Genomic DNA, 13,148 nt, shown 5'->3' on the forward strand with positions numbered 1-13,148 from the left:
CATGACCGCGACTATCAAACTCGGCGAGTTGGCCGAGTTCCTGGGAGCCACCTTGCGTGGCTCCCCGGAGAAAGAAATCACTGGGCTAGCCACCTTGCAGGAGGCTGGCCCAGCTCAGTTGAGCTTCCTCGCAAATCCCCAATACCGTAAATACCTGGTCGACAGCCAAGCCGCAGCCGTGTTGCTGAAGGCCGCCGATGCCGAAGGGTTTACCGGGGATGCGCTGGTGGTGGCTGATCCTTACCTGGCGTATGCCCGGGCCTCGCATCTATTCGATCCAAAGCCCAAGGCCGCTGCCGGTATTCATCCGTCGGCGGTTATTGCCGATGATGCTCAGGTTGACCCTGCGGCCAGCATTGGTGCGTTCGCCGTGATCGAGAGTGGCGCGCGCATTGGCGCCGGCGTCACCGTGGGTGCCCATTGCTTTATCGGTGCGCGCTGTGAAATCGGTGCCGATGGCTGGCTGGCACCCCGCGTTACCCTGTACCACGACGTGCGTATCGGTGAGCGTGTGGTGATTCAGTCGGGCGCCGTGATCGGCGGTGAAGGTTTTGGCTTTGCCAACGCCAAAGGCGTCTGGCACAAGATTGCCCAGGTCGGCGGCGTATTGATCGGCGATGACGTGGAAATCGGTGTCAACACCGCTGTGGATCGCGGGGCGTTGGCCGATACCGTGATCGGTAACGGTGTGAAGCTCGACAACCAGATTCAAATTGCCCATAACGTGCAGATTGGCGATCACACCGCCATGGCCGCCTGCGTGGGGATTTCCGGCAGCACCAAGATCGGCAAGCATTGCATGCTCGCCGGTGGCGTCGGGCTGGTGGGGCATATCGAAATTTGCGACAACGTCTTCATTACCGGCATGACCATGGTGACCCACTCGATTACCGAGCCTGGGTCCTACTCTTCCGGTACGGCCATGCAGCCTGCGGCTGAATGGCGCAAAAGTGCGGCACGTTTGCGCAAGATCGATGAAATGGCCCGACGTCTCAAACAGGTCGAAAAGCGTGTCGAGGACGTGACCCCTGGCGGTAATGCTTCATCAGAAGGCTGATACCATTTCCATATCAAGTGTGCACAGCCGCTAGACTGCCTCCTTGATTTGCTAGCGGGGCGTGCGTTTAGTCCGCCCGCCCCCAATCTTTATTACAGGCTTCCCCCCGAAATGATGGACATCAACGAGATTCGCGAATACCTGCCCCACCGTTACCCGTTCCTGCTGGTGGACCGTGTAGTGGACCTCAATGTTGAGGAAAAGCGCATTCGTGCCTACAAGAATGTCAGCATCAACGAACCGTTCTTCAATGGTCACTTCCCTGCGCATCCAATCATGCCGGGCGTGTTGATCATCGAAGCGATGGCCCAGGCTGCCGGTATCCTTGGTTTCAAAATGCTCGACCTCAAGCCTGCCGATGGCACGCTTTACTATTTCGTGGGCTCCGACAAGCTGCGTTTCCGTAACCCGGTCACCCCGGGCGACCAGTTGATCCTGGAAGCCAAGTTCATCAGCTGCAAGCGCCAGATCTGGAAGTTCGAATGCCAGGCCTCGGTGGACGGCAAGCCGGTGTGCTCCGCTGAGATCATCTGCGCGGAACGCAAACTATGAGTTTGATTGACCCTCGCGCAATCATCGATCCGTCGGCCGTTCTGGCCGCCGACGTTGAGGTCGGCCCCTGGTCGATCATCGGCGCAGGTGTTGAAATCGGCGAGGGGACTGTCATCGGGCCGCACGTGATCCTTAAAGGTCCGACCCGCATTGGCAAGCACAATCGTATCTACCAGTTTTCCTCGGTAGGCGAAGACACCCCGGACATGAAGTACAAGGGTGAAGAAACGCGTTTGGTCATCGGTGATCACAACATCATCCGTGAAGGCGTGACCATTCACCGCGGCACCGTGCAGGATCGTGCCGAGACCACCCTGGGCGATCACAACCTGATCATGGCCTATGCACACATCGGCCATGACAGTGTGATCGGCAACCATTGCATCCTGGTCAACAACACCGCGTTGGCGGGTCACGTGCATGTTGACGACTGGGCGATCCTGTCCGGCTTCACCCTCGTGCACCAGTATTGCCATATTGGCGCCCATAGCTTTTCCGGCATGGGCACAGCCATTGGTAAAGACGTTCCAGCCTTCGTCACGGTATTCGGCAACCCAGCCGAAGCACGCAGCATGAACTTCGAAGGCATGCGCCGTCGCGGCTTCAGCGAAGATGCGATTCACGCTCTGCGCCGTGCCTATAAGGTGGTTTATCGCCAGGGACTCACGGTTGACCAGGCCCTGACCGAACTGACCGAGCCGGCAGCGTTGTTCCCGGAAGTCGCGGTGTTCCGTGACTCGATCCAGGCATCGACTCGCGGCATTACTCGCTGATCATGGCCAATCTGCGTATCGCGCTGGTCGCCGGGGAAGCCTCCGGCGACATTCTTGGCGCCGGACTGATGCGGGCGCTCAAGGCCCAACATCCTGCGGTGGAGTTTATCGGTGTCGGTGGCCCGCTCATGCAGGCTGAAGGCCTCACTTCCTACTTCCCAATGGAACGCCTGTCAGTCATGGGCCTGGTCGAAGTGCTGGGCCGTTTGCGTGAGCTGCTGGCTCGCCGCAAGCTGCTGATTCAGACGCTGATCGAAGAAAAGCCCGACGTCTTTATCGGCATCGACGCACCGGATTTCACCCTCAATATCGAACTCAAGTTACGTCAGGCCGGGATCAAGACCGTGCACTACGTCAGCCCGTCTGTGTGGGCGTGGCGGCAGAAGCGCGTGCTGAAGATCCGTGAAGGTTGCGACTTGATGCTGACTTTGCTGCCCTTCGAAGCCCGGTTCTATGAAGAGAAGGGCGTGCCGGTGCGGTTTGTCGGGCACACCCTGGCTGATACCATCCCGCTGCAGGCTGACCGCGCCGCCGCGCGTACCGTACTGGGCCTGTCCGACGGGCCGCTGGTCGCGCTGATGCCGGGCAGTCGTGGTGGCGAAGTCGGTCGTCTGGGGGCGCTGTTTTTTGATGCCGCCGAGCGCTTGCAAGCACTGAAACCGGGTGTCCGTTTTGTTTTGCCCTGCGCGAGCCCGCAGCGTCGCGCACAAATCGAAACACTGCTGGAAGGTCGCAACCTGCCATTGACCCTGCTCGACGGCCAGTCACACCTGGCCCTCGCGGCGTGTGACGCGGTGTTGATCGCCTCAGGCACCGCCACCCTGGAAGCCTTGCTGTACAAGCGCCCAATGGTCGTGGCTTATCGCCTGGCGCCGCTGACCTTCTGGATTCTCAAGCGCATGGTCAAAAGCCCTTACATCTCCTTGCCCAACCTGCTGGCTCAGCGTCTGCTGGTGCCTGAGTTGTTGCAGGACGATGCAACGCCCGAGGCGCTCGCGCAAACTCTACTACCCTTGATCGACGGCGGCGAAGAGCAGACTCGTGGTTTCGACGACATTCACCGCACTCTGCGCCGTGATGCCTCGAACCAGGCGGCGGATGCGGTGCTGACCTTGATCGGCCACAAACAGGAAGCCTTATGAGCGTGCAAATGGGCCTGGATTTCAGCCTCGTTGCCCAAGCCCACGAACTGGTGGCGGGTGTTGACGAAGTAGGGCGCGGCCCGTTGTGTGGCGCAGTCGTGACGGCAGCAGTGATTCTCGACCCGAATCGCCCGATCCTCGGTCTCAACGATTCGAAGAAACTCACCGAAGCCCGTCGTGAAAAGCTCTATGACGAGATCTGTGAAAAAGCCCTGAGCTGGCACATCGCTCGGGCCGAAGTTGAAGAAATCGATAAGTTGAACATCCTCCACGCGACCATGCTGGCCATGCAGCGCGCGGTGGAAGGCCTGCACATCACGCCCAAAATGGCGATGATCGACGGCAACCGTTGCCCGAAACTGGCGATGCCGTCAGAAGCGGTGGTCAAAGGCGATAGCAAGGTTCCGGCTATCGCTGCTGCCTCGATCCTGGCCAAGGTCAGCCGTGACCGTGAAATGGCCGCGTTCGAATTGATCTACCCCGGCTACGGCATTGGCGGTCACAAAGGTTATCCGACGCCCGTTCATCTGGAAGCCCTGGCTCGCCTTGGCCCCACGCCGATCCACCGCCGCTCGTTTGCCCCGGTGCGCCAGGCTTACGAGGCGCGTGAGAGCCTCAGCGAGGTTTAGTCGCGAGGCTGATGTTTTGCTCAAGGCCCGGTACAATCCCGGGCCTTGTTGTTTCTAAGTTTTTAGACAGGATCACTATGCCGGCTTCATTCGTTCACCTGCGCCTGCACACTGAATATTCCCTGGTCGACGGCCTGGTACGGATCAAACCGCTGGTCAAAACCCTGGTGGGCATGAACATGCCTGCGGTAGCGGTGACCGATCAGAACAACATGTGTTCCCTGGTCAAGTTCTACAAAAACGCCATGGGCGCCGGCATCAAGCCGATTTGCGGCGTCGACCTGTGGCTGTCCAACAAAGACCCGGATAACCCCCTGAGCCGCATCAGCCTGTTGGCGATGAACGGCGTCGGTTACCGCAACCTCACCGAACTGATTTCCCGTGGCTTTATCGACGGCCAGCGCAACGGCTCGATCATCATCGAGCGCGAGTGGGTGGCCGAAGCGAGCGAAGGCGTGATCATGCTCTCGGCGGCCAAAGAGGGCGAGATCGGTATCGCGCTGCTCGGCGGTAACCCGCAGGAAGCCGAGGTGTTGGCCCGCGAGTGGATGGACGTTTTCCCTGACCGCTTCTATCTGGAAGTGCAGCGCACCAACCGTCCCAACGACGAAGAGCATCTGCACGCCGCTGTGGCCCTGGCCGACAAGCTGGGTGCGCCGCTGGTGGCGACCAACGATGTGCGTTTTATCAAGAAGGAAGATTTCGAGGCGCACGAAACTCGTGTGTGCATCGGCGAAGGCCGGGCGCTGGATGACCCGCGCCGCTCGAAGAACTACAGCGAAGAGCAGTACCTCAAAAGCGCCGATGAAATGGCCGAGCTGTTCAGCGATCTGCCCGAGGCCCTGGAAAACTCCGTCGAGATCGCCAAGCGCTGCAATATCGAAGTGAAGCTGGGCAAGCACTTCCTGCCCAACTTCCCGATTCCCGATGGCATGACCATCGACGAGTATTTCCGCAAAGTGTCGTTCGATGGCCTGGAGGAGCGCCTCAGCGTGCTGCTGCCCAAGGACACCACCGAAGACTACGATGCCAAGCGCCAGGTTTATGTCGACCGGCTGAATTTCGAGCTGGATATCATTATCCAGATGGGCTTCCCCGGTTACTTCCTGATCGTAATGGACTTTATCCAGTGGGCCAAAAGCAACGGCGTGCCGGTAGGGCCTGGCCGGGGGTCGGGTGCCGGCTCGCTGGTGGCCTATGTACAGAAGATTACCGACCTCGACCCGCTGGAATATGACCTGCTGTTCGAACGGTTCCTGAACCCGGAACGGGTGTCCATGCCCGACTTCGACGTCGACTTCTGCATGGATGGCCGTGACCGCGTGATCGAGTACGTGGCCGAAAAATACGGCCGCAACGCGGTCAGCCAGATCATCACCTTCGGTTCCATGGCGGCCAAGGCTGTAATCCGTGACGTGGCCCGGGTGCAGGGCAAGTCCTACGGCTTGGCGGACCGTCTGTCGAAGATGATCCCGTTTGAAGTCGGCATGACCTTGGAAAAGGCCTACGAACAAGAAGAAATCCTGCGCGACTTCATCAAGGTCGATGAAGAAGCCGCCGAAATCTGGGACATGGCGCGCAAGCTCGAAGGCGTGGTGCGTAACGTTGGTAAACACGCCGGTGGTGTGGTGATTGCGCCGACCAAACTCACCGACTTCTCGCCGATCTATTGCGATGAAGAAGGTGACGGCCTGGTTACCCAGTTCGACAAGGACGACGTGGAGGCGGCCGGCCTGGTGAAGTTCGACTTCCTCGGCCTGCGGACCCTGACGATCATCGACTGGGCGCTGAAGACGATTAACCGCGAGCGCGCCAAGGTCAACGAAGAACCGCTGGATATCGCCTTTATCCCGCTGGACGACAAACCGACGTACACCTTGCTGCAAAAAGCCGAAACCACGGCGGTGTTCCAGCTTGAGTCGCGCGGCATGAAGGAGCTGATCAAAAAGCTCAAGCCCGACTGCCTGGAAGACTTGATCGCACTGGTGGCGCTGTTCCGTCCGGGCCCGCTGCAATCGGGCATGGTGGACGACTTCATCAACCGTAAGCACGGCCGCGCTGAACTGGCGTACCCGCACTCCGACTACCAGTACGAAGGCCTCAAGCCGGTATTGGCGCCGACTTACGGCATCATCCTGTATCAAGAACAGGTGATGCAGATTGCCCAGGTCATGGCCGGTTACACCCTTGGCGGTGCGGACATGCTGCGTCGCGCCATGGGTAAGAAAAAGCCCGAGGAGATGGCCAAGCAGCGCGGCGGTTTCATTGAAGGTTGCGCCACCAACAATATCGACGCTGACCTGGCCGGTAACATTTTCGACCTGGTGGAAAAATTCGCCGGTTATGGTTTCAACAAATCCCACTCCGCCGCCTACGGCCTGGTGTCGTACCAGACCGCCTGGCTGAAAGCCCACTACCCGGCGCCGTTCATGGCCGCGGTACTCTCGGCGGATATGCACAACACCGACAAGGTCGTGACCTTGATCGAGGAAGTGCGCACCATGAAGCTGCGCCTCGACGCGCCGGACGTGAACGCCTCGGAGTTCAAGTTCACGGTGAACGACGAAGGTCGCATCATTTATGGCCTGGGCGCCATCAAAGGCGTGGGCGAAGGCCCGGTGGAGGCCATCACCGAAGCGCGTCAGGACGGGCCGTTCAAAGACCTGTTCGACTTCTGCGCACGGGTTGACCTCAAGCGCATCAACAAACGTACCCTTGATGGTTTGATCCGCAGCGGCGCACTCGACCGTCTCGGCCCGTATTTCCATGATGAGCCGAAGGCTTACCAGGCCAATATCGACCGCAACCGTGCAGTGCTGCTGACCGCCATGGAAGAGGCGATCAAAGCGGCCGAACAGACCGCGCGCACCCATGACAGCGGCCATGCCGACCTGTTTGGCGGGCTGTTCGTCGAAGAAGACGCGGATGTGTACGCCAACCATCGCAAGGCCAAGGAGCTGACCCTCAAGGAGCGCCTCAAAGGTGAGAAAGACACCTTGGGCCTGTACCTCACGGGGCACCCGATTGACGAATACGAAGGCGAAATCCGCCGTTTCGCCCGTCAGCGCATCATCGACCTGAAACCGGCGCGCGACACCCAGACCGTCGCCGGTATGATCATCGCCCTGCGGGTGATGAAAAATAAAAAGGGCGACAAGATGGGCTTTATCACCCTCGACGACCGCTCGGGCCGCATTGAAGCGTCGCTGTTTGCCGACGCCTTCCATTCCGCGCAGTCGTTGCTGCAGACGGATGCGATGGTGGTGGTGGAAGGGGAGGTCAGCAACGATGACTTCTCCGGGGGGCTGCGCCTGCGCATCAAGCGGGTGATGAGCATGGAAGATGCGCGCACCAACCTCGCCGAAAGCCTGCGTTTGAAGGTCAAGACCGAAGCCCTCAAAGGCGATCAGCTACGCTGGTTGGGTGACCTGCTCAAACGCCACCGAGGCGCGTGCCCGGTGACCATGGAGTACACCGGCAATGACGCCAAGGCGATGTTGCAGTTTGGCGAGACGTGGCGAATTGATCCCGCTGATGGCTTGATTCAAGCATTGCGTGACCAGTTCGGGCGAGACAACGTCTTCCTCCAATACCGTTGACGGTCAGATGTGTCTGATCTCGACTGAACATTTAATCTCGACCTAAACGCGCCTCTCCCTTAAGGTAGGGCGCGAATAGACAACCGGCTGGCCAGGCACTCCTTGGCCGTCGACCCAAGACGGACGCTTATGAACCCGAATTTTCTTGATTTCGAACAGCCGATCGCTGACCTGCAAGCCAAGATTGAAGAATTGCGCCTGGTCGGCAATGACAATTCGCTGAATATCGGCGATGAGATCGCTCGCCTGCAAGACAAGAGCAGCACGCTCACCGAGGACATCTTCGGCAAGCTGACCAGCTGGCAGATCGCGCGCCTGGCTCGCCACCCGCGCCGTCCGTATACACTGGACTACATTCAGCACATCTTTACCGAGTTCGACGAGCTGCACGGCGACCGCCACTTCTCCGACGACGCGGCCATTGTGGGCGGTATCGCTCGCCTGGACGACCAGCCGGTAATGGTCATCGGTCACCAGAAAGGCCGTGAAGTGCGCGAGAAAGTGCGCCGCAACTTCGGTATGCCGCGCCCTGAAGGCTACCGCAAGGCGTGCCGCCTGATGGAAATGGCCGAGCGCTTCAAGATGCCGATCCTGACCTTCATCGACACCCCGGGTGCCTACCCAGGTATCGACGCCGAAGAGCGCAACCAGAGCGAAGCAATCGCCTGGAACCTGCGCGTGATGGCCCGCCTGAAAACCCCGATCATCGCCACCGTGATTGGTGAAGGTGGTTCCGGCGGTGCACTGGCCATCGGCGTCTGCGACCAACTGAACATGCTGCAATATTCGACCTACGCGGTGATCTCGCCGGAAGGTTGCGCTTCGATCCTGTGGAAAACCGCCGAAAAAGCGCCGGATGCTGCCGAAGCCATGGGTATCACCGCTGATCGTCTCAAAGGCCTGGGTATCGTCGACAAAGTGATCGCCGAGCCGTTAGGCGGCGCCCATCGCGACCCGGTTGCCGCTGCTGCGACTATCCGCGCTGAGCTGGGTTCGCAACTGGCGATGCTCAAGAAGTTCGATAACGAGGCGCTGCTGGCCCGTCGTTACGAGCGCCTGATGAGCTACGGCCTCTAAAGTCGACACTACAATCGTTCCCACGCTCTGCGTGGGAATGCCGGCTGGGACGCTCCGCGTCCCGAGGGCGGTGTAAGGCTTGAGTCCTGCGCATAGGTGACGCGGAGCGTCACGGGATGCATTCCCACGTAGAGCGTGGGAACGATCATGCTCAGGGTGCTTCGATGAAATCGGTCCTATCTGCCAAACTTCTGCAAAGCCTGGCCCTGTGGCGCAACGCCCCGGCCTGGCATATCGCATTCTCGGGTGGGCTTGACTCCACCGTCCTGCTGCACCTCCTGGCCACCCTGGCAAACACCGAAACCCTTCCTCCGCTCAGCGCCATTCACGTCCACCATGGTCTGCAATCTGCCGCTGACGCCTGGCCCAATCATTGCCAAACAGTATGTGACAGCCTGGGCGTGCCCCTGCGGGTGATGCGCGTGCAAGTCCAACTCGGCGCAAGCCTCGAGCGTGCGGCGCGTGAGGTGCGTTATCAGGCGCTTACCGAGGTCACCGGGGCGGGGGAGGTGTTGCTCACCGGGCAGCATCGCGACGATCAGGCTGAAACCTTGTTGTTTCGCCTGCTGCGTGGGGCTGGCGTGCGGGGGTTGGCGGCCATGCCCGTGCATCGCCCTTTGGCGGATGGCCACTTGGTGCGGCCGCTGCTGGAAGCCTCGCGCGCTGAATTGGAAGCCTACGCCCGTGAGCATCAGTTGGCCTGGATCGAAGATCCTTCCAATGCTGATCCACGCTTCTCGCGAAATTACCTGCGTCACCGTGTTTTCCCTGCGCTGACGCAGCGTTGGCCCCAAGCGGTCGCCAGCCTGGCCCGTACTGCTGAGCACCTGAGCGAAGCCCAAGGCCTGCTCGACGAATTGGCAATCATGGACCTGCGCGCCGCCGACCAACCTTCGCCGTTTCCCTGGCTGGCCTTGCCGTCGCTGGCCCTTGCGCCATTACGCGAACTTTCCGATGCCCGCCAGCGCAATGCCCTGCGTCACTGGCTGACACCGCTTACCCGCTTACCCGACAGCGACCACTGGGCTGGCTGGTATTCCCTGCGTGATGCCAAGGGTGACGCACAACCGTTGTGGCGCCTGGCCGACGGCCAACTGCATCGTTGCGGTGAGCGCCTTTGGTGGCTGCCTACCACATGGTCGGAATTTTCCGATGCTATGGTGAGCTGGGCCGATCCGCAAAACCCACTAGAGTTACCCGGCAATGGCCAGCTCAAGTTTATTGGCAGTGCCCCCGAAGGCCTGTTGTCGGTCCGTTACCGCCAGGGCGGCGAAATCATCGAAGTGCCAGGTCGAGGCCGACGTGACCTGAAGCGTCTGCTTAACGAACGTGCGGTGCCCGGCTTCATCCGTGGCAGATTGCCGCTCCTCTATCAGGGCGAGCAATTGCTGGCAGTCCCAACCCTTGCGGGGCTATGGGCAAGCGCGTCTGGCGACTGGCAATTACATTGGATGCCACAGATCTGCGATCAAGGTTTGAGCTGATAGAGCCTTTCCGGTAGACTACGCTCCCTTCTTGATACAACTTCTGTGGATTCGACTGAATCGCAGCAGTTGCCGATTACCAAGCAGTCTTTGCTGGGCGATTCCAAAAAATGTGTAGCGATCAACGTACCGGTGTTTCATTGCTGGTCTGTCACAACGCGGCGGTTTTTTTGAAAGGTGCACTGTGATTAATGCAGGTGATCGGGGGCTTCGGCCTTCCTTCGCTTTCCCCGGCGGCTCGGACCGCTTTAACGCAGACTTCTAGGGTTTTTCATGACGCGCTACATATTCGTCACGGGCGGTGTTGTTTCTTCATTGGGGAAAGGCATTGCCTCCGCTTCATTGGCGGCCATCCTGGAGGCGCGGGGACTTAAGGTCACCATGCTCAAGCTGGACCCGTACATCAACGTTGACCCGGGCACCATGAGCCCGTTCCAGCACGGTGAAGTGTTCGTCACACACGACGGCGCCGAGACCGACCTGGACCTGGGCCACTACGAGCGGTTCATCCGCACGACCATGACCCAGAACAACAACTTCACCACCGGCCGTGTCTACGAGCACGTGCTGCGCAAAGAGCGCCGTGGTGACTACCTGGGTGCAACCATCCAGGTGATCCCGCACATCACCGACGAAATCAAGCGCCGCATCATCAAGGGTGCAGGCGATGCCGACGTGGCGATGGTCGAAATTGGTGGCACCGTGGGTGACATCGAATCCCAACCGTTCCTCGAAGCCATCCGCCAGCTGCGTTTCGAAGTCGGCGCCAAGCGCGCGATGCTGATGCACCTGACACTGGTGCCGTACATCGCCACCGCCGGCGAAACCAAAACCAAGCCTACCCAGCACTCGGTCAAGGAACTGCGTTCCATCGGCCTGCAGCCGGACGTGCTGGTGTGCCGCTCCGATCACCCGATCGATATTTCCTCGCGTCGCAAGATCGCGCAGTTCACCAACGTTGAAGAACGTGCGGTGATTGCCCTGGAAGACGCCGACACCATCTACAAGATCCCGGGCATCCTGCACTCCCAAGGCCTGGATGATTTTGTAGTCGAGCGTTTCGGCCTGCAGTGCAACGGCGCGGACCTGTCCGAGTGGGAAGCGGTGGTTGACGCCAAGCTCAACCCCGAGCACGAAGTCACCATCGCCATGGTCGGTAAGTACATGGAACTGCTGGATGCGTACAAGTCGCTGATCGAAGCGATGAGCCACGCCGGTATCAGCAACCGTACCAAGGTCAACCTGCGCTACATCGATTCCGAAGACATCGAGAACCAGGGCACTGCGCTGCTCGAAGGTGTTGACGCGATCCTCGTGCCGGGTGGTTTCGGCCTGCGTGGCGTGGAAGGCAAGATCACTGCCGTTCAGTACGCTCGCGAAAACAAAGTGCCGTACCTGGGCATCTGCCTGGGCATGCAAGTGGCCGTTATCGAGTTCGCCCGTAACGTGCTGGGCTGGAAAGACGCCAACTCCACCGAGTTCGATCACACCAGCGGCCACCCGGTCGTGGGCCTGATCACCGAGTGGGAAGATGCCACCGGCGCCGTTGAAACCCGTACCGAAAGCTCTGACCTGGGCGGCACCATGCGCCTTGGCGCGCAAGACTGCCTGCTGGAGCCGGGCTCGCTGGTTCACGATTGCTACGGCAAGGACGTGATCGTCGAGCGTCACCGTCACCGTTACGAAGTGAACAACAACCTGCTGCCGCAGATCAAAGAAGCGGGCCTGAAAATCTCCGGTCGCTCCGGTGATGGCAAGCTGGTTGAAGTGGTCGAGGCGCCGGATCATCCGTGGTTTGTGGCCTGCCAGTTCCACCCTGAGTTCACCTCGACGCCGCGCGACGGTCATCCGTTGTTCAGCGGTTTTGTCAAAGCAGCACTGACGCAACATCAGAAGAAGGCGTAAACCTGATGGCCCAGAAGATCATTCGCGTAGGCGACATCGAGATTGCCAACGACAAGCCCATGGTGCTGTTTGGCGGCATGAACGTGCTGGAAAGCCGTGACATGGCGATGCAGGTCTGTGAAGAGTACGTCAAGGTTACCGAGAAGCTCGGTATCCCTTACGTGTTCAAGGCCAGCTTCGACAAGGCCAACCGTTCGTCCGTGACCTCCTATCGCGGCCCGGGCCTTGAAGAAGGCATGCGGATCTTCCAGGACATCAAGCAAGCCTTCGGCGTGCCGATCATCACCGACGTCCACGAGCCTGAGCAGGCTGCCGTGGTCGCCGAGGTGTGCGACATCATCCAGCTGCCGGCCTTCCTGTCGCGCCAGACCGATCTGGTCGTCGCGATGGCCAAGACCGGCGCTGTGATCAATATCAAGAAGGCCCAGTTCCTCGCGCCCCAGGAAATGAAACACATCCTGAACAAATGTGTGGAAGCGGGTAATGACCAGCTGATCCTCTGCGAGCGTGGTTCGAGCTTCGGCTACAACAACCTCGTGGTGGACATGCTCGGTTTCGGCATCATGAAACAGTTCGAATACCCGGTGTTCTTCGACGTGACCCACGCGCTGCAAATGCCCGGTGGTCGCGCCGATTCCGCCGGTGGGCGGCGTGCCCAGGTGCTGGACCTGGCCAAGGCCGGTATCAGCCAGTCCCTGGCTGGCCTTTTCCTGGAAGCTCACCCGGACCCGGACAATGCCAAATGCGACGGCCCATGCGCCCTGCGCCTGGACAAGCTGGAGCCGTTCCTGGCCCAGCTCAAGCAGTTGGACGAACTGGTCAAGAGTTTTCCGACGGTAGAGACCGCGTAAGCGCCATTTCTCCGGTAGACTTTCCCTCGCTTTACGCTCAGGCCTGCGGGCCTGAGCCTTGTCGCCTGCAAGCCTGCCT

General features: G+C 59.9%; 10 protein-coding genes. All 10 read left to right on the top strand.

The features are described 5' to 3' along the window. The first annotated feature begins 1 nt into the window (after nucleotide 1). The 10 genes from lpxD to kdsA all read left to right on the top strand — a co-directional run bounded on the left by lpxD (nucleotide 2) and on the right by kdsA (nucleotide 13,069). Nucleotides 2-1,057 (top strand): UDP-3-O-(3-hydroxymyristoyl)glucosamine N-acyltransferase, encoded by a 1,056-nt coding sequence (lpxD, locus tag L8I05_RS09565; RefSeq protein ID WP_177016258.1) that lies wholly within the window; start codon nucleotides 2-4, stop codon nucleotides 1,055-1,057. A gap of 111 nt (nucleotides 1,058-1,168) precedes the next feature. Then, nucleotides 1,169-1,609 (top strand): 3-hydroxyacyl-ACP dehydratase FabZ, encoded by a 441-nt coding sequence (gene fabZ, locus L8I05_RS09570; protein WP_003172281.1) that lies wholly within the window; start codon nucleotides 1,169-1,171, stop codon nucleotides 1,607-1,609. Then, the gene (lpxA, locus tag L8I05_RS09575) at nucleotides 1,606-2,382 is read left to right on the top strand and encodes an acyl-ACP--UDP-N-acetylglucosamine O-acyltransferase (protein ID WP_159954662.1); all 777 of its coding nucleotides are present in this window, start codon (nucleotides 1,606-1,608) and stop codon (nucleotides 2,380-2,382) included. The genes fabZ and lpxA overlap by 4 nt, the downstream gene beginning before the upstream one ends. A 2-nt stretch (nucleotides 2,383-2,384) precedes the next feature. Beyond that, nucleotides 2,385-3,524 carry a lipid-A-disaccharide synthase gene (lpxB, locus tag L8I05_RS09580; protein WP_242168565.1) on the top strand — a complete coding sequence of 380 codons (1,140 nt, stop codon included), beginning with the start codon at nucleotides 2,385-2,387 and terminating at the stop codon, nucleotides 3,522-3,524. A gap of 2 nt (nucleotides 3,525-3,526) precedes the next feature. Further along, the gene (rnhB, locus tag L8I05_RS09585) at nucleotides 3,527-4,153 is read left to right on the top strand and encodes a ribonuclease HII (protein WP_162530304.1); all 627 of its coding nucleotides are present in this window, start codon (nucleotides 3,527-3,529) and stop codon (nucleotides 4,151-4,153) included. A 77-nt stretch (nucleotides 4,154-4,230) separates the two neighbouring features. Continuing rightward, nucleotides 4,231-7,752: a DNA polymerase III subunit alpha gene (dnaE, locus tag L8I05_RS09590; RefSeq protein WP_159954665.1), complete on the top strand. Its 3,522-nt coding sequence runs from the start codon at nucleotides 4,231-4,233 to the stop codon at nucleotides 7,750-7,752. 129 nt (nucleotides 7,753-7,881) lie between these two features. After that, nucleotides 7,882-8,829: an acetyl-CoA carboxylase carboxyltransferase subunit alpha gene (locus tag L8I05_RS09595; protein ID WP_159954666.1), complete on the top strand. Its 948-nt coding sequence runs from the start codon at nucleotides 7,882-7,884 to the stop codon at nucleotides 8,827-8,829. A gap of 164 nt (nucleotides 8,830-8,993) precedes the next feature. Continuing rightward, a complete protein-coding gene (gene tilS / locus L8I05_RS09600) occupies nucleotides 8,994-10,313 on the top strand; it encodes a tRNA lysidine(34) synthetase TilS (protein WP_242168567.1) in 1,320 nt (439 codons plus the stop codon). 273 nt (nucleotides 10,314-10,586) lie between these two features. Then, on the top strand, nucleotides 10,587-12,218 hold the full coding sequence (locus L8I05_RS09605) for a CTP synthase (protein ID WP_106577157.1): 1,632 nt from the start codon (nucleotides 10,587-10,589) through the stop codon (nucleotides 12,216-12,218). 5 nt (nucleotides 12,219-12,223) lie between these two features. Further along, a complete protein-coding gene (gene kdsA / locus L8I05_RS09610; protein ID WP_010212442.1) occupies nucleotides 12,224-13,069 on the top strand; it encodes a 3-deoxy-8-phosphooctulonate synthase in 846 nt (281 codons plus the stop codon). Nucleotides 13,070-13,148 lie beyond the last annotated feature (79 nt).

The sequence above is a fragment of the Pseudomonas sp. MONT-RG-20F-20-E-7-02 genome (assembly GCF_022662395.1).
GTDB lineage: Bacteria > Pseudomonadota > Gammaproteobacteria > Pseudomonadales > Pseudomonadaceae > Aquipseudomonas.

Excerpts from the sequence above, each read along its gene's own strand:
- L8I05_RS09595 (WP_159954666.1), top strand. The coding sequence starts at position 7,882 with ATGAACCCGAATTTTCTTGATTTCGAACAGCCGATCGCTGACCTGCAA.
- L8I05_RS09605 (WP_106577157.1), top strand. The coding sequence starts at position 10,587 with ATGACGCGCTACATATTCGTCACGGGCGGTGTTGTTTCTTCATTGGGG.
- tilS (WP_242168567.1), top strand. The coding sequence starts at position 8,994 with ATGAAATCGGTCCTATCTGCCAAACTTCTGCAAAGCCTGGCCCTGTGG.
- lpxD (WP_177016258.1), top strand. The coding sequence starts at position 2 with ATGACCGCGACTATCAAACTCGGCGAGTTGGCCGAGTTCCTGGGAGCC.
- dnaE (WP_159954665.1), top strand. The coding sequence starts at position 4,231 with ATGCCGGCTTCATTCGTTCACCTGCGCCTGCACACTGAATATTCCCTG.
- fabZ (WP_003172281.1), top strand. The coding sequence starts at position 1,169 with ATGATGGACATCAACGAGATTCGCGAATACCTGCCCCACCGTTACCCG.
- lpxB (WP_242168565.1), top strand. The coding sequence starts at position 2,385 with ATGGCCAATCTGCGTATCGCGCTGGTCGCCGGGGAAGCCTCCGGCGAC.
- lpxA (WP_159954662.1), top strand. The coding sequence starts at position 1,606 with ATGAGTTTGATTGACCCTCGCGCAATCATCGATCCGTCGGCCGTTCTG.
- kdsA (WP_010212442.1), top strand. The coding sequence starts at position 12,224 with ATGGCCCAGAAGATCATTCGCGTAGGCGACATCGAGATTGCCAACGAC.